Below are 15,904 nucleotides of genomic sequence, written 5' to 3'. Positions count from 1 at the left end.
AACAGAAGCAAAAGAAATTCCAGGATATAAGTTAGTAGAAAAACCGAAAAATGCCGAAGGTAAATATGAAGAGGGAACAACGGAAGTAATCTATGTATATGAAAAAGTAGAAGAACTAAAACCAACACCAACACCAAAACCAGAGGTAGGAGGAAATGTCGTAACAAAGTACGTTGATCAAGATGGGAATGAAATTGCCCAACGTAATAAAACGACAGGTAAGATCGGAAACGAGTATACAACAGAAGCAAAAGAAATTCCAGGATATAAGTTAGTAGAAAAACCGAAAAATGCGGAAGGTAAATATGAAGAGGGAACGAAAGAAGTAATCTACGTATATGAAAAAGTAGAAGGAAATGTCGTAACGAAGTACGTGGATAAAGAAGGAAACGAGTTAGTTCCGGGAACAAGTACAACGGATCAAGTAGGAAAAGACTACAAAACAGAAGCAAAAGAAATTCCAGGATATAAGTTAGTAGAAAAACCGAAAAATGCCGAAGGTAAATATGAAGAGGGAACAACGGAAGTAATCTATGTATATGAAAAAGTAGAAGAACTAAAACCAACACCAACACCAAAACCAGAGGTAGGAGGAAATGTCGTAACAAAGTACGTTGATCAAGATGGGAATGAAATTGCCCAACGTAATAAAACGACAGGTAAGATCGGAAACGAGTATACAACAGAAGCAAAAGAAATCCCAGGATATAAGTTAGTAGAAAAACCGAAAAATGCGGAAGGTAAATATGAAGAAGGAACGAAGGAAGTAATCTATGTATATGAAAAGGTAGGAGAATTGAATTCCTCAAAGGAACCGAAAGGTTCAATCGAACCAAAAGAGCCAATGAAAGATGAATCTTTGAATAAAGAAAAACCTATGTTACCAAACACAGGGGCAAAAGAAGATTCGTTACTATGGGCAATTTTATGTATTATATCAGGGTTATTAATGATTTCTTATAGGACTAAAAAGAATTTCTAACATATGAGGGTTGAAAATATTTATGATATGAACCGTAATCTTACCGAATTGGTGGGGTTATGGTTCTTTTGTTTTTTAGTTTTATAAAATGCTTAAGTTGATGAGGCAGTACCCCTGAAACAGAAAATAAAGAAATGGTTATGGATGATAAGCAGATAGATACTATAGCTGCTCGTAAACGTCCGATTGGTGAGTTTCTATTAATAAAATCATTTTATTCAAATCTTAATATGTTTTGTGTTTCTATACAGACCTATTGTAAGATTATATAGAGTTCTCCTAATAAGCTGTTTGAATGGATTTTTTAGGGATTTAATATTTATAAATCTTAAATAATTTTTTATCTAACTAAGTTATATTGAAGTAGAGGTGAACCATCGGTGAGGCAGGTGTTAGTAATTAAGAATGAACGGTCTTTAGCAAAGAAAATCGTAAGCGGTTTAACGCAAGAAGGCCATTTCATTTTAAAACTTCACAATGAAAACGAAGGTTTAAATATAATATATGAACAAGATTGGGATATTATCATATTAGATTGGGATTCATTAAGCATACCTGGACCAGAAATTTGCAGACAAATACGACTTGTTAAAATGACACCGATCATTATTGTTACCGACAATATTTCTAGTAAGGATTGCGTGGCAGGGTTACAAGCAGGAGCTGATGATTATATAAGAAAACCATTTGCGAAAGAAGAACTAGTAGCAAGGGTGCAAGCTATCTTAAGGAGAAGTGACTGTAACCAGCAAAATGAAACAACCTTTTTTCAGTTTAAAGATCTCTTTGTTGATGCATCTAGCAATATTGTGAAAAAAGCTGGTAAAAATCTCTCGCTTACGAAGCGCGAGTACGATTTACTTGTATTTTTAATTAAGAATAAAAATACAATATTGAGCCGTGAAATGCTTTTGAATCAAGTATGGGGATATGACGTAGTAGTAAATCCGAATGTAGTAGACTTATATATTGGGTATGTAAGAAAAAAGCTAAAGTGCGAGAAGAAAGACAGATATATTCAAACGATACATGGCAGAGGCTATTCAATGGTTGAATGATAAAAATAAGATAATAAAAGTAGTTTATGTGAAATATTAGCTATTACTGTGCGTATTTTGTAAGGGAAGGTCTCTGTCTCGTATTCGTTGAGACAGTATTTAATGAAGGTTAATCAACAGTCCTGATCGCACATATTACTTTTTTTGCTTGATTTTATGAATTCACACCATTCACAAGATTTTCACAGAATTAATGACTATACTTATTAACAGGATGTTCAAATGAAAATGATTATCAATAGCAGTTTGGGTACATAAAAGTTACTGTCTAATTTAATCTATCGATGTTATCATTTTCGAACTAAATTACATTATAAGGAGTATACGTATGAAAAAAACTATGCTTTTAAAATTAGTAAGTATTCTAGCAATTTTCACTTTAATGTTAGTAGCTTGCTCAGATTCAGGTAAAGAAACTTCGAAAGCTACTAAAGATAATAGTAGTGATAAGCCAAAAACGGTTGAAATCACTGATGCACACGGAAAGGTTACTGTTCCTGTAAATCCAAAGAATGTAGTTGCTTTAGATAATAGAACGTTTGAAACTTTAGCTGATTGGGGAATTAAATTAGCAGCTGCTCCAAAGGATATCATGCCTGCGGATTCAGCATATAAAAAAGATGATTCAGTTAAAAATATCGGGAATCACCGCGAACCAAATCTTGAAATTATTGCAGCGGCAAACCCTGACCTTGTAATCGTTGGTCAAAGATTTGCTGATCATTACGAAGAAATCAAAAAATTAGTTCCAAATGCAGCTGTTATTGATCTTAATGTTGATGTTTCTGAGAAAGCTACTAAGCCAGGTGAAAACTTAGTAAAAGGGCTTAAAGACTCTACAGTTACTTTAGGAAAAATCTTTGATAAAGATAAAGAAGCTAAAAAATTAGTAGCTGATTTTGATAAATCTATTGAAAAAGCAAAATCTGCTTATAACGGAAAAGATAAAGTTATGAGTGTTATTGTTACTGGTGGAAATATTGGCTTTGCTGCGCCGCACTCTGGTCGCGTTTGGGGACCTATGTATGAAATTTTCGGTTGGACTCCAGCATTAGAAGTTTCGAATTCTACTGCAGGTCATAAAGGTGATGACGTTTCTGTTGAAGCTATTGCACAAACAAATCCTGATTGGATTTTCGTATTAGATCGTGATGCTGCAACATCTGATGCAGCTAAGTCAACACCTGCTAAGGATGTTATTTCTAAATCACCTACTCTTCAAAACACAACTGCTGTTTCTAAAAAACAAGTTATTTATGCACCAGAAGATACTTACACAAATGAATCAATTCAAACTTATATAGAGTTATTTGGAAATATGGCAAAAACTTTAGCTAAGTAGTGTAAAGGAGTACGAAACAGTGTCAAAAAATATAATTTCTAGGGTTGAGAATATTTCTCAACCCCAGTTTTATAATCACAATAAATTATGGACAAAACCTTTTATAATAGCCATTATAGTTGTCATAATTTTAGGGATTATATCACTGTTTACTGGCGTTTATGATATACGTGGACAAGAGGACGGGACAGAGATGTTTTTCATCACTCGTGTTCCGAGAACAGCTGCATTAATGCTTACTGGAGCTGCGATGGCGATGGCAGGGCTCGTCATGCAACTTATTACACAAAATCGTTTTGTTGAACCTACTACAACGGGGACTATTGAATGGTCAGGCTTAGGCCTGCTTTTTGTGTATTTATTATTTCCTGCCCCGACTTTAGTTCAAAGAATGACTGGTGCAATCATTTTTTCTTTTATAGGAACTATGATTTTCTTTCTATTTTTAAGAAGAGTTAAGCTTCGTTCGTCTTTAATTGTTCCGATTATTGGATTGATGCTTGGAGCAGTAATTTCTGCAGTGTCTACTTTTTTAGGACTCCTTTTTCAAAAGACGCAAAGTATTGAAACTTGGTTTGTAGGTTCATTTGCTAACATTCAGGTGGGAAGATATGAATATTTATGGCTGATTGTTATCATTACTTTTCTTATTTTTATGTATGCGAATAGATTGACTTTAGCTGGACTAGGAGAAGATGTCGCAACAAGTCTTGGCGTTAATTACAATAGAATTGTTCTTTTTGGGACTGCTCTTATCTCTGTTGCAGTTGGAATTGTTGCAGCTGTTATTGGACACTTACCTTTCTTAGGATTAATTGTGCCAAATATCGTTTCCATGTTTAGAGGTGATGATCTTAGGAGTAATTTACCTTGGGTTTGTGTGATCGGAATGGGATCAATAACTGCCTGTGACATCATTTCTCGAACAATTATACAGCCTTTTGAATTACCTGTTTCTTTAATACTTGCAACAGTGGGAGCAGTCGTGTTTATTACTATTTTATTGAGACAAAGAAAACCAAGGAGGCTACGATGATCACATTAGAATATAGAAAAAAAGAAAATGTCGAAATCGATTCTAGCCTTCATAATGAAAGTAGATCAGCTAGCGCTTTTCGGTCTAAGAAGGAAGCAAGACATTATTGGATTTTACTGATAACATTGATTGCTTTAGGTCTTCTTTCTTCATATGGACTTTTAGTGTATAACAATCCAGTTCCGATAGATTCACCTTCTTTTATCCCAGTCGTTAAGAGAAGGATAGTAGCTATTGTTGCAATGATTATTGCTGCGGTTTGCCATAGCTTGTCGACAGTTGCTTTCCAATCTATTACGAATAATAAAATTATTACTCCTTCGCTTTTAGGTTTTGAATCACTTTATTCAGCGATACATACGAGTACAATATTCTTCTTTGGTGCTAGTGCATTAATCAATTTTAATGGAATTGGATCGTTTTTATTTCAAGTCGTTGTTATGGTCCTCATGAGCTTGATACTTTATGGATGGTTACTTTCTGGTAAATACGGAAATTTACAACTTATGCTTTTAGTTGGAATTATTATTGGCACTGGACTGAATTCTATGTCAACTTTCATGAGAAAGCTACTTGCGCCTTCAGAGTTTGATATCTTACAAGCAAGATTATTTGGTTCTGTTAATCATGCAGATCCTGCATATTTTCCTATTGTAATTCCTATGATCATAATTGTAGCGGTATTGATTTTTGCTCATTCTAAGAATTTGAATGTTTTGTCACTAGGGAAGGATGTTGCTACTTCTTTTGGAGTTAAATATCAACCTAGTGTAATTTATACGCTTGTATTAGTGGCTATTTTAATGTCTATCTCAACTGCTCTAATTGGACCACTTACGTTCTACGGCTTTTTAGTGGCAACTTTGAGTTATCAGGCGGCGGCAACTTATGATCATAGATATATTTTCCCAATGGCTTTTGCTATAGGATTTTTGATTATGACGAGTGCATACTTCTTAATGTATCATGTATTCCATGCTCAAGGTGTAGTTTCAGTTATTATTGAATTATTCGGTGGAATCATATTCTTAACTATAGTTTTAAGGAAGAGGGCTTTATGATAAAAATTGATAATGTTAAAAAGTTCTATACGGATAAGGTAAAAATAGGACCTTTGGATATTGAAATACCAAAAGCAGGCTTTACTTCTTTAATCGGACCAAATGGTGCTGGAAAGTCAACGACACTTTTGATGATTGGTAGACTTTTAGATATGGACGAAGGTCAAATCCAGGTAGCAAATATGGATGTTTCTGAATCTAAATCAAAAGACTTAGCAAAAGTTTTGACTATATTGCGACAAGAAAATCATTTTGTAACGAGGCTTACTGTTAGACAATTAGTTGGATTCGGGCGCTTTCCTTATTCAAAGGGAAGATTAACGAAAGAGGATGAAGCTATCATTTCTAAATATATCGACTTCCTAGATTTAACTAATTTAGAGAATAGATATTTAGATGAGCTTTCTGGTGGTCAAAGACAGAGGGCATACGTAGCGATGGTATTGTGCCAAGAGACTGAATATGTACTTTTGGATGAGCCTCTGAATAACCTGGATGTTGCTCGTTCTGTTCAAATGATGGAACATTTGAGACGTGCGGCTAATGAATTTGGAAGAACAATTTTGACTGTCATGCATGATATAAATTTTGCGGCTAAATACTCTGATAAAATTTGTGCGATGAAAGATGGACAAATTGCTGCTTTTGGAACAGTAGAAGAGGTTATGGACTCAACACTTTTGACGGATATTTTTGAAACAAAAATAGAGATTATTAATGGTCCTTATGGGCCGATCGCCGTTTATTAGTTAGAAAATGTATACTGTAGCTGCTGCCTGTATTTTATAGGCAGCAGCTTTTTTGTACGATTGCCTGTGATATTTATTGGTGACGCTTTGAGCGCTCACAATATGAGGTTGCATTTATTCCACTATTTGACGAGCGGTAAGCCCCCTACTGATTAAAGTTCACTTTATAAAAAAGCTCTTTTACATACGGTGAATGTTATTTTACCGTTTTTAAAATGTCGTAATCAAGAGGGGGGATTAATATTATGCTTACAGTGCGATTTTCGGTGTGGTGATATAATGTTTATGAGTGTTTGTTGTGTCGGTTTTTGTCGGTAAGTCGATATATTTCGAAAATCGCTGATATAATTGGAGTTGCGCTGATATATTTCGAAAATCGCCGATATAATTGGAGTTGCGCTGATATATTTGAAAAATCGCTGATATATTTTGGAGGGGGATAAAAATGATTGTGAAAGAGCGGAAAATGCCTGTACATTTGCTCCAATTAGAAGCTCTACTGAGAAGATTGCCTGCTCATCATTCAAAAAGAAATGTGGTGGTTGAAAATCTAGCGAAATTTATGGCCGGCTATAAAGGAGAGCAGTCGATTGAATATCCACTTAGTTTCTTACCCGAAACGGAATACAGTATTTTACATGATATTAGGTTGTTTGATCAGAAACATTATTTTCAAATTGATACCCTCATAGTTTCCTCATGTTTTCTTCTTTTTCTTGAAATAAAAAATATTGTTGGTACATTAATCTTCGACGCCAAGTTTAATCAGCTCATTAGAATATCAGATGGCACCTTGGAAGAAGGTTTTCCAGATCCATTTTTACAAATAAAACGGCAAGAGATGCAGCTGAAAAAATGGCTGAGTCTACATGGTATATATAATCTTCCAATTGAATCCCTCATTGTAATTAGTTCACCTCGTACAATTATTAAAACTTCAGATGAAATACTTTCTAGTAAAATTATCCACAGCGCAAATTTACCTAATAAAATAAAACAGATTAAAAATCAATATAAAGAAAAAGTGGTTAGCGATATAAATGGGTTTATAAATAAAATTATGAATGGGCATTCTTCACAGCGACAAAATATTCTTGCTCAATATAAAGTGAAAAAAGAGGAATTGCTAAAGGGCGTGCAGTGTGAGGAATGTTTTATAATAGCAATGTTAAAAGAAAAACAGGGATGGCGTTGCTCAAACTGTAATAGTACGTCTAAACATGCTCATTTACGTGCTTTACAAGACTACACACTTCTGTTTGGAACGATAACTACTAATAGTAAATTGAGGGACTTTCTTAATATGCAATCTAGTTCTGCGGTCAAAAGACTCCTCCAAACAATGAACATCCCCCATACCGGCACCAACAAAGGTCGGAAATATGATTTAACCCACCTCCAATTATAATTTTGCTATAATAAATGAATACCTACACGAAGGGGAGCTAAAAGAAAACATGAAGTCGTTTAATATTGATCATTTTATCGCAAGCGTTTTACAGTGGATATTAAACATAGCGTTAATTATATTATCCATTGTCTTATCTATTTTTTTAATTAATGAGACGATTACTTTTATTCAATACATATTTTCAGCGAAGAAGTATACGTCATATAAGTTAGTTGAAAGTATTATTGTCTATTTCTTATACTTCGAGTTCATTGCATTAATTATTAAGTATTTTAAATCGAACTATCATTTCCCGTTACGTTATTTCATCTATATCGGAATCACGGCATTAATTCGTTTAATTATCGTATCTCATGAAGAACCGATGGAGACGTTATTATACGCAGGAGCAATTCTTGTTTTAGTCATTGCGTTATACATATCAAATATGAGAGATTTGAGAAAAGAGTAGCAAAAAACCCCTAAATCTAGGGGTTTTTACTTTATCCCGCATTAACGGGCAGTAAGACCCCCATCTCAAAATTCAGAGGAAGCAAAGAAGTTAGGTGGGGGATCAACTGCCCGTAAAAGCCCGATTGGTTCAACTAATAATCAGTGGGGGATGAACAAAACCCCACTGATTAAAGTTTCACTTTATATAATATGAAATCCAATTAATAAAATAACGATGAACGTGATAGCGAATACGCCCCACCATAACGTATGAGTTTGTCCTCTTCTTTTCCTTGCTACGAGGATTTCCATCGACATAATAAGGATAAGAGCGAATACAGCTTTTATCATAGAAATGACAGGGAAGTTTTTAATGACTACCATTCCAATTCCTGAACCTAGCATAAGAACATAAAAGGCACGTTGTCCCCACAGTGTAAATTCTTGTTTGTTAAGCATGTAACTCATAATAAATAAGATGATAAGAATTGCCCATGATCCCGCGTGAATTTGATAAAACATATTAAGCATTATAGTTCACTCCCGTATGTATGTTGTTTTTTTGAAAATAGGATTACGAATCCGATAGAAAGCATCGTCATCATGCCTCCTACTATGAAAGATACTGCCCCTTGTGATGTAAATATCATTGTGAAAAATATTGGTCCGATAATTCTTCCTAAACTATCAAATGAATAATTTAAGCCTGAAATGGTACCGTGATCGCTTTTTACTTGTTTTGTTAAAAAGGATAGATTACAAGTTCGTACGAGCGCGTTTCCAGCTGTGAAGATGGATAAACAAATGCCGGCCCATAGTAAGTTCGTAATAAAAGGGATTAAAAATAGGCCTGTTGCAGAAATGATTTGTCCGATTATAATGTAGCGTTTTTCATCTCCGTTACGAATGTAGCGTATGAGTCCACCTTGTATACATGCATCTACTAGGCCGCTTGCTAAAAAGATTATGCCGATTTGTAATGGTGTAATGCCGATTGCTTGTTTGCCAAATAGTTGATAGGTACCTTCTAACCCAGCTAATGCCATAGAAATTGTGAAAGTAATGAAAAACAAGCCGATTGATGAAGCTGGTAAATGAATAAACTTTTTAAATGGATTTCCCGCATTTTTTTCACCTGCATTGTTTAAACTCTCTTTAAAAGTAAAGCATGTATAGAGAAATAAAATGACAAGAAGATTGCTAGCAATTTGGAACGGAACTGCATTTCCAAAATGGCTTAGCATCCCGCCAATTGCTGGACCGACAATAAAGCCCATCCCGATACAAGCACCCATCATTCCGATATAACGATTACGCTCAGTTTCATTTGTCATATCGACAATGGAAGCTGTTGCAGCGGTGTATAATGCACCGGCAAACAATCCATTTAGGCTTCTTGCGATGTATAAGCCAGTTAAATTATTAATCAGTAAACCTGTTAAGAAAAAACTAATGGAATACCCGAGTATGCCAATTAGTAGTACAGGACGCCGACCTGCTCGATCAGAAATCTTTCCCCAAAGTGGAGCTGTTAAGAATGAAGCGAGCGAATAAGAAGATAACAGCATTCCTAAATGATGCGACGGCACATGTAAATTTGTAATGATTTCTGGTAGAACAGGGATAATCATACCGAATCCTAAAAAGATGAAAAATTGAACGATCATTAACGGAACTATATTCCTTTTCATCATATCCTCCTTTACTCTTATTAATTAAATGACATATGACTAAATAGTCATATGGTTATGATAATGGTTTATTAAAAGGAGTACAATCGATATAATGAAATTGAAACAAATTATTCATAATTTAAAAGTCCAGTTAGGAGAATTTAGAATGTCTATTCGTTATGCATTACTTGGACTACTTTCAAAAAAAGAACAAACTGGTTATGACTTGTATCATACTTTTCAAGAACAACTCATTTATTTTTGGAATTCAAGTCATTCACAAGTGTATAAAGAATTATCAAAAATGGAGCAGGATAACCTGGTTACGTTCGAATATATTTATCAAGAAGGAAGTCCAAATAAAAAAATATATTCTTTGACGAAAGAGGGCGAAAAGGCTCTTGTTGAATGGATTATTCATTCGAAAACGAAGCCTCAACGTATAAAGGATGAGTTTTTATTAAAAGCCTCAAGTTTTAATGTTATTTCAGTAAGTGAAGCTATTTCACTATTACAGAAGGTAATTGATAGAGAAACACATGTAATGCGGGAAACTCAAAAATGGAAAGATTATAGTTTTCCGGATCAGTCGTCTATTCGTAAACAGGTGATCGGAGAGTATATTACTGTTGAATATGGAATAAGGTATTCAAAAATGTACATCGACTGGTGTGAATGGGCAATTGAAGTGTTAGAAACATTACGAGAAGAAGAGTAAGAGTAAGAGAAAGTAGTGCACACATAAGTTTGCACTACTTTTTTTATATCTTGACCTTAAAGTCACTTGAGACTTTACAATGAAATTAGGGCGTTTGAAATTGAAAAAAATTGAGAAATTAAGTGAAGAGGTTTCTTTTACTTGGAGGTTATAGAAATGAGTCAGGAATTGAAATTGCGTCCATTAGAGCGAGAAGATTTAAAGTTTGTACACGAACTGAATAATAATGCACATATTATGTCGTATTGGTTTGAAGAGCCGTATGAGGCATTTGTGGAGCTGCAAGATTTATACGATAAACATATACATGATCAAAGTGAACGCCGATTTATCGTTGAAAAAGATAATGAAATGGTTGGATTGGTTGAGTTAGTGGAAATCGATTATATTCACCGTAGAACGGAATTCCAAATCATTATTGATCCGAATTATCAAGGATATGGTTATGCAGCGGAAGCGACGCGTTTAGCGATGGATTACGCTTTTTCTGTATTAAATATGCATAAAATATATTTAGTTGTGGATAAGGAAAATGAAAAAGCAGTACATGTTTATAAAAAGGTTGGATTTATGGTAGAGGGTGAACTGTTAGACGAGTTTTTCGTTGATGGTAACTATCATAATGCGATAAGAATGTGTATGTTTCAGAAGCAATATTTTGAAAATAAGTAGTTGAAAGATTTGGAAGTCATGTTGACGCTTCATAAAACTGTATGCTAAAATCCCTTTTAAGTATTAAGGAAGGTGTAGAACATGCTTTATATAAAATTTGTAAAACTCATTAGAAAACTTTGCTCCGCACAAATGTATACGGTGAAGCGTTGTACGGAGCTTAATCAAGGGGTATAACCCCCTATATTCATCGGCTGAATAATTTTTGAAAAAAGTATAGTCTACCTATGCTTATTTCGTTATGGTTATTTAGCTGATGTATAAAATAGATTAAGGGGCCATAGACAATGCTTTGTCTATGGCCCTTTGTGTATATTATTCCAATGAGCTTTTACTGTAAATTGGATTAGTATGGAAAAAACCACGAAGCAGAGGGCTAGTGTCGAATGACGCTATCTCTCTGCTTTTTTTAATTTCAGGAAAAGAGGAATAAAAATGAGTTTACTTAAAGTTGAAAGTTTATCACATAGTTTTATAGATAAAGTATTATACGAAAATGCTTCTTTTGATTTGCATAAAGGGGAACATATGGGGATTGTTGGACAGAATGGTGCAGGAAAAAGTACGTTACTGAAAATATTGGTGGGGGAAATTATTTCTGATAAGGGGAGTGTTAAGTGGCAACCTAATATTCAGATTGGACATCTTGATCAATATGCAGAAATTGATGGGAGCTATACTATTTCACAGTATTTAAAACGAGCTTTTTATGATTTGTTTGAAATGGAAAAGAGAATGAATAAGTTATATGAAGAAAGTGCGATGACTGGAGGTGAGAATCAACTATTGAAAGCAGCTGAAATACAAGAGCAGCTTGAGGCTCGCGGTTTTTATTCAGTAGATAGCATAATAAACAAGGTGGCAGCTGGTTTAGGTATTGATGCTATTGGGATGGAGCGTATTATTGGTGAATTAAGCGGAGGACAACGGGCAAAGGTAATTTTAGCAAAGCTTTTATTAGAAGAGCCTAATATTTTATTACTAGATGAACCGACAAACTTTCTTGATAAAGAGCATGTTGAATGGCTTGCTAATTATTTAATGAATTTTGAAGGGGCGTTTATTGTCGTGTCTCATGATTTTGATTTTCTAGAAAAAGTGACTTCTTGTATATGTGATGTAGAGTTTGGAACGGTGAAGAAGTATTACGGAAAATACTCGGATTTTGTAAGACAAAAGGAGCATTTGCGAAAAGATTATATTCGTCAATATCATGCACAACAAAAGAAAATTGAAAAAACGGAGGAGTATATTCGTAGAAATATTGCTGGGGTCAATTCAAAAATAGCACAGGGACGTAGAAAGCAGTTGCAACGTATGGAAAGAATTGCGCCACCAAGTTTTACTCATAAACCGTCTATTCATTTTCGGGAACTTCCCATTTCAGTTCAGACAGTTCTGGAAGTAAATAATCTTGAAGTTGGTTACGATTTTGCTCTCTTACCAAAGTTGAATTTTTCAGTAATGGGTGGGCAAAAACTTGTGATTACAGGTTTCAATGGAGTAGGGAAATCTACTTTGTTAAAAACAATCGTTGGAAATATTGCTAGTATTTCTGGAGAGTTTCACTTTTCAGAGCAAATAAAGATTGGATATTATGAGCAAGATTTAAATTGGAGCAATGATTCTTTAACGCCGCTTCAAATTATTTCAGAACAGTTTCCTAAACTGAATAGGAAGGAAATACGCCATCATTTAGCTGCATGTGGTGTGAAGGATACGCACGTTTCGCAAGAAATTCGTACGTTAAGTGGTGGTGAACAATCGAAGGTGAAACTGTGCGGATTATTACTATCACCTTGTAACTTCTTAATTTTAGATGAGCCGACAAACCATTTAGATGCAGAAGCGAAGGAAGCTTTGCAAAAGGCACTAATTAAGTTTAAGGGTAGCATTATACTCGTATCTCACGAAGCAAGTTTTTATCTTGATTGGGCAGATAGCATCTTTCATATAGAGACGGGATTAGTTAAGGGGGTGTGAAACGTATGAGTGAAAACAATTGGAAAACGAAAATTATATTATTTTTGACCGCTCAAACGATTTCGTTATTCGGTTCCTCTCTCGTGCAATACGCGATTATATGGTATATCACCCTTACAACATCATCGGGGATGATGTTGACCATTTCAACTGTTTGCGGTTTCCTACCACAAATCGCAATTTCTTTATTGGCAGGTGTTTGGATTGATCGTTACGACCGTAAAAAAATGATTATGTTATCAGACGGGGTTATAGCAATTGCTACGTTAGTTTTAGCAGTTCTATTCTTAACAGGATATAAAAGTATTTGGTTACTTTTTATAGTACTACTCATTCGTTCAGCTGGGACAGGGGTACAAACGCCAGCTGTGAATGCATTAATCCCACAAATCGTTCCGAAAGATTACCTTATGAAAGTAAATGGGATGAATAGCAGTATTACATCTTTAATTATGTTTCTTTCTCCAGCAGCAAGTGCTGCAATTCTTTCTATTGCTAGCATTGAAATGACATTTTTTATTGATGTTATTACGGCTATGATCGGAATTAGTATTATGTTTATTATTCAAGTGGAGAGACATGTAAATGCAGAGAGTAAGCAAAAATCTAATCTACAAGGCATAAAAGAAGGCTTTGCTTATTTAAAAGAAAATGTATTTATTAAAAGGCTACTCGTTTTATTAATTATTGTCATGATTTTAATAAGTCCAGCTGCCTTTTTAACACCTTTAATGGTAACCCGTTCTTTCGGTGCAGAAATGTGGAGACTTACTGCTAGTGAGATGACTTTTAGTGCGGGAGCGGCAGCTGGTGGCATATTGATTGCAGCGTGGGGTGGTTTCCGTAATCGTATGCATACAACAGCGCTAGCTTGTGCGTTATATGGACTGCTTATGATTGGACTAGGGATCGCTCCGGTATTTATTATGTATTTAGTATGTAACTTTTTAATTGGTATAACAATGCCGTGCTTCAATACACCGGTTAACGTGTTATTGCAGGAAAAAGTAGAAACTTCCATGCACGGACGAATGTTTAGTCTTGTACAAATCGCTAATTCATGCGCCCTTCCTTTAGGAATGATACTATTTGGCCCATTGGCTGATATGTTTAGTGTAGAAATTTTGTTAATTTATGCTGGGATATTCGTGCTGTTATGTGCGATATATGTTGTAGTAAGTAAGAGGTTTGAAGTGTAAATATTCATGATTAAAAAGGTTTGTGAGGCAATTTAAGGTGCTTCATAAACCTTTTGTTTTAATTACAAATCAATAATCATTTATTGAAAAACGATAAAAAAATATTGACTTATAGTTTTGTTGAATTTATTATGATGGTAGTAAAAAGGAATACAAATAAATGAATTATGAAGTTAAAGGAGAATATATTATGGAAAATAAATTTTTATTAGCTATCGTACTGCTATCGTTAGGAGTTACTTGTTTATTAATGCACGGGGCAACTAGTAAAATAGCGGATAATGGTTTGCTTGTAGAGCCTTTCTTTTTCCTAGTACCGATAAGTTATGTATTGTTCTTGAGTGGTATTGGTGTATTACTATTTGAAGTTATTACTTCGAAGTTGAAAAAGCAGTAATAGACAAAATAGAACTTTAGTCTGTGGGGCCAGCCTGATAGGTTATTAGCTTACGGCAAATGGAATTTTATGAGCTAAAACACCTACTATGAAATAGAAACATATAATATGGAAGAAAAATAATAAGTGAGTTGAATCATGATGAATCATTATTTTTATAATGATAGACGAATAGGAGCAGCTATTACTTTGGCTGGGGCACAGGGAACTATCCATGCTGTGAATCAAGTGATTCAAATGCAGCAACAAGCATATTTGGCACAAATGATGCAAGGACAGTATATGCCATACTCACAACTTCCAATGCAAAGTGTGCATTATGATGTGTATCCAGCGGGTTTACTTTCCATTCCATATGGCGGGACTTACTTCTTATAAAAAGAAAGCGACTGATAAGAGTCGCTTTTTTTATATTCCGCCTAGCTTCATTCCAAGGAATGCAAAGAGGATACCAATGATATAAGTAGCACTTAAATATAGGAATAGTATGCTAAGATTTTTACGATTGAAAAGCTGAATGGACTCTAGCTTAAATGTTGAAAACGTCGTGAAGGCCCCCATAAATCCAGTGCCTAACAATAATTGCCAACCTGTAGTGACTCCGTTGCCAATTATATATCCGAGTAAAAACGCTCCTGTTATATTAATGAGAAATGTAGCGATTGGAAAGGAAGTTTTAGTTCTTTTTTTAAACCAATTGCTAATTGCAAATCGTGTAATCGCACCGAAAAATCCTCCTGTTGCTACTAATAAAGCTTCTATCATAAATGATCACCTTCCGTAAGATGTTTCTTAATTAAGAAAGCACCTAATGTATAGCCAAGACCAGACATAATGAGACCACCAAGTATGCTGCATGATACATATAAGAAGGCTATGCTCCACTCAGAATGATTGATCAATTGAATAGTCTCTACACTAAATGTTGAAAACGTCGTAAAGGAACCGATGAATCCAGTCCCGATGCCTGTGATAATTTCTGAAGGCAAGATGTTAAGCTTAGCGATATACGTAGTCAGCCAAGCTAGTAAGAAGCATCCGGCTAAGTTAATAAGTAATGTAGCTAGTGGAAATGTATGATGCCAAAATTCATGAATAGTAAGACCTAAATAATAACGAGAAAGGGCTCCTAATATACCGGCAATGCCGACCATAATATAAATCAATTTTCTCACCTCTTTAAATAGCTTG

The 15,904-nt window shown here is 34.7% G+C and carries 18 protein-coding genes; 14 read left to right on the top strand and 4 right to left on the bottom strand.

From position 1 onward, the window contains the following. The 8 genes from MR070_RS23860 to psiE form a co-directional block, all read left to right on the top strand. Positions 1 to 982, top strand: a 982-nt coding sequence (locus MR070_RS23860) for a MucBP domain-containing protein (protein ID WP_242262116.1), incomplete at its 5' end; no start/stop codon positions are given. A gap of 380 nt (positions 983 to 1,362) precedes the next feature. Then, positions 1,363 to 2,040 (top strand): response regulator transcription factor, encoded by a 678-nt coding sequence (locus MR070_RS23855; RefSeq protein ID WP_242262115.1) that lies wholly within the window; start codon positions 1,363 to 1,365, stop codon positions 2,038 to 2,040. A gap of 328 nt (positions 2,041 to 2,368) precedes the next feature. Further along, on the top strand, positions 2,369 to 3,382 hold the full coding sequence (locus MR070_RS23850; RefSeq protein WP_242262114.1) for a siderophore ABC transporter substrate-binding protein: 1,014 nt from the start codon (positions 2,369 to 2,371) through the stop codon (positions 3,380 to 3,382). Positions 3,383 to 3,401: 19 nt separating this feature from the next. After that, a complete protein-coding gene (locus MR070_RS23845) occupies positions 3,402 to 4,418 on the top strand; it encodes an ABC transporter permease (protein WP_000041820.1) in 1,017 nt (338 codons plus the stop codon). Further along, a complete protein-coding gene (locus MR070_RS23840; protein WP_242262113.1) occupies positions 4,415 to 5,479 on the top strand; it encodes an iron chelate uptake ABC transporter family permease subunit in 1,065 nt (354 codons plus the stop codon). Before MR070_RS23845 ends, MR070_RS23840 begins: the two co-directional genes overlap by 4 nt. Further along, positions 5,476 to 6,228, top strand: coding sequence for an iron ABC transporter ATP-binding protein (locus MR070_RS23835; protein ID WP_242262112.1), 753 nt, complete (start codon positions 5,476 to 5,478; stop codon positions 6,226 to 6,228). The genes MR070_RS23840 and MR070_RS23835 overlap by 4 nt, the downstream gene beginning before the upstream one ends. 445 nt (positions 6,229 to 6,673) lie before the next feature. Continuing rightward, complete coding sequence (locus tag MR070_RS23830) at positions 6,674 to 7,636, top strand: nuclease-related domain-containing protein (RefSeq protein WP_197225674.1); 963 nt, start codon at positions 6,674 to 6,676, stop codon at positions 7,634 to 7,636. 49 nt (positions 7,637 to 7,685) lie between these two features. Beyond that, the gene (gene psiE, locus MR070_RS23825) at positions 7,686 to 8,090 is read left to right on the top strand and encodes a phosphate-starvation-inducible protein PsiE (protein ID WP_000834704.1); all 405 of its coding nucleotides are present in this window, start codon (positions 7,686 to 7,688) and stop codon (positions 8,088 to 8,090) included. A 182-nt stretch (positions 8,091 to 8,272) separates the two neighbouring features. Here psiE and MR070_RS23820 read toward each other — a convergent pair whose 3' ends face one another. Continuing rightward, a complete protein-coding gene (locus MR070_RS23820; protein ID WP_000933661.1) occupies positions 8,273 to 8,602 on the bottom strand; it encodes a DUF1516 family protein in 330 nt (109 codons plus the stop codon). Further along, the gene (locus tag MR070_RS23815; protein WP_242262111.1) at positions 8,602 to 9,762 is read right to left on the bottom strand and encodes an MFS transporter; all 1,161 of its coding nucleotides are present in this window, start codon (positions 9,760 to 9,762) and stop codon (positions 8,602 to 8,604) included. Before MR070_RS23815 ends, MR070_RS23820 begins: the two co-directional genes overlap by 1 nt. Positions 9,763 to 9,910: 148 nt before the next feature. On the opposite strand from MR070_RS23815, the gene MR070_RS23810 reads away from it, so the two are divergent. The 6 genes from MR070_RS23810 (at position 9,911) to MR070_RS23785 (ending at position 15,091) form a co-directional block, all read left to right on the top strand. Continuing rightward, positions 9,911 to 10,462: a PadR family transcriptional regulator gene (locus MR070_RS23810; protein WP_000027915.1), complete on the top strand. Its 552-nt coding sequence runs from the start codon at positions 9,911 to 9,913 to the stop codon at positions 10,460 to 10,462. Between the two features lie 156 nt (positions 10,463 to 10,618). Continuing rightward, positions 10,619 to 11,134, top strand: coding sequence for a spermidine N1-acetyltransferase (speG, locus tag MR070_RS23805; protein WP_000076825.1), 516 nt, complete (start codon positions 10,619 to 10,621; stop codon positions 11,132 to 11,134). A gap of 435 nt (positions 11,135 to 11,569) precedes the next feature. Continuing rightward, a complete protein-coding gene (locus MR070_RS23800) occupies positions 11,570 to 13,117 on the top strand; it encodes an ABC-F family ATP-binding cassette domain-containing protein (protein ID WP_242262110.1) in 1,548 nt (515 codons plus the stop codon). 5 nt (positions 13,118 to 13,122) lie between these two features. Then, positions 13,123 to 14,316 carry an MFS transporter gene (locus MR070_RS23795; protein ID WP_242262109.1) on the top strand — a complete coding sequence of 398 codons (1,194 nt, stop codon included), beginning with the start codon at positions 13,123 to 13,125 and terminating at the stop codon, positions 14,314 to 14,316. A gap of 190 nt (positions 14,317 to 14,506) precedes the next feature. Then, complete coding sequence (locus MR070_RS23790) at positions 14,507 to 14,713, top strand: DUF3955 domain-containing protein (protein ID WP_242262108.1); 207 nt, start codon at positions 14,507 to 14,509, stop codon at positions 14,711 to 14,713. Between the two features lie 138 nt (positions 14,714 to 14,851). After that, positions 14,852 to 15,091, top strand: a complete 240-nt coding sequence (locus tag MR070_RS23785) for a DUF3947 family protein (RefSeq protein WP_044791172.1) — start codon at positions 14,852 to 14,854, stop codon at positions 15,089 to 15,091. A 30-nt stretch (positions 15,092 to 15,121) separates the two neighbouring features. On the opposite strand, the gene crcB (MR070_RS23780) is transcribed toward MR070_RS23785, so the two are convergent. Both crcB (MR070_RS23780) and crcB (MR070_RS23775) read right to left on the bottom strand, forming a co-directional pair. Beyond that, complete coding sequence (crcB, locus tag MR070_RS23780; protein WP_073530970.1) at positions 15,122 to 15,478, bottom strand: fluoride efflux transporter CrcB; 357 nt, start codon at positions 15,476 to 15,478, stop codon at positions 15,122 to 15,124. Continuing rightward, positions 15,475 to 15,879: a fluoride efflux transporter CrcB gene (gene crcB, locus MR070_RS23775; RefSeq protein WP_044791168.1), complete on the bottom strand. Its 405-nt coding sequence runs from the start codon at positions 15,877 to 15,879 to the stop codon at positions 15,475 to 15,477. Before crcB (MR070_RS23775) ends, crcB (MR070_RS23780) begins: the two co-directional genes overlap by 4 nt. Positions 15,880 to 15,904 lie beyond the last annotated feature (25 nt).

Origin of the sequence: Bacillus cereus group sp. BfR-BA-01453, from assembly GCF_022662915.1 — a bacterium.
Lineage (GTDB): Bacteria > Bacillota > Bacilli > Bacillales > Bacillaceae_G > Bacillus_A > Bacillus_A paranthracis.
This window is presented reverse-complemented; position numbering and strand designations above follow the sequence as displayed.

Bases quoted from the DNA above. Each gene is read 5' to 3' on its own strand.
- MR070_RS23850 (WP_242262114.1), top strand. From the start codon at position 2,369: ATGAAAAAAACTATGCTTTTAAAATTAGTAAGTATTCTAGCAATTTTC.
- MR070_RS23790 (WP_242262108.1), top strand. From the start codon at position 14,507: ATGGAAAATAAATTTTTATTAGCTATCGTACTGCTATCGTTAGGAGTT.
- psiE (WP_000834704.1), top strand. From the start codon at position 7,686: ATGAAGTCGTTTAATATTGATCATTTTATCGCAAGCGTTTTACAGTGG.
- MR070_RS23800 (WP_242262110.1), top strand. From the start codon at position 11,570: ATGAGTTTACTTAAAGTTGAAAGTTTATCACATAGTTTTATAGATAAA.
- MR070_RS23830 (WP_197225674.1), top strand. From the start codon at position 6,674: ATGATTGTGAAAGAGCGGAAAATGCCTGTACATTTGCTCCAATTAGAA.
- MR070_RS23840 (WP_242262113.1), top strand. From the start codon at position 4,415: ATGATCACATTAGAATATAGAAAAAAAGAAAATGTCGAAATCGATTCT.
- speG (WP_000076825.1), top strand. From the start codon at position 10,619: ATGAGTCAGGAATTGAAATTGCGTCCATTAGAGCGAGAAGATTTAAAG.
- MR070_RS23815 (WP_242262111.1), bottom strand. From the start codon at position 9,762: ATGAAAAGGAATATAGTTCCGTTAATGATCGTTCAATTTTTCATCTTT.
- MR070_RS23810 (WP_000027915.1), top strand. From the start codon at position 9,911: ATGTCTATTCGTTATGCATTACTTGGACTACTTTCAAAAAAAGAACAA.
- crcB (WP_073530970.1), bottom strand. From the start codon at position 15,478: ATGATAGAAGCTTTATTAGTAGCAACAGGAGGATTTTTCGGTGCGATT.
- MR070_RS23835 (WP_242262112.1), top strand. From the start codon at position 5,476: ATGATAAAAATTGATAATGTTAAAAAGTTCTATACGGATAAGGTAAAA.
- MR070_RS23785 (WP_044791172.1), top strand. From the start codon at position 14,852: ATGATGAATCATTATTTTTATAATGATAGACGAATAGGAGCAGCTATT.
- MR070_RS23820 (WP_000933661.1), bottom strand. From the start codon at position 8,602: ATGCTTAATATGTTTTATCAAATTCACGCGGGATCATGGGCAATTCTT.
- MR070_RS23795 (WP_242262109.1), top strand. From the start codon at position 13,123: ATGAGTGAAAACAATTGGAAAACGAAAATTATATTATTTTTGACCGCT.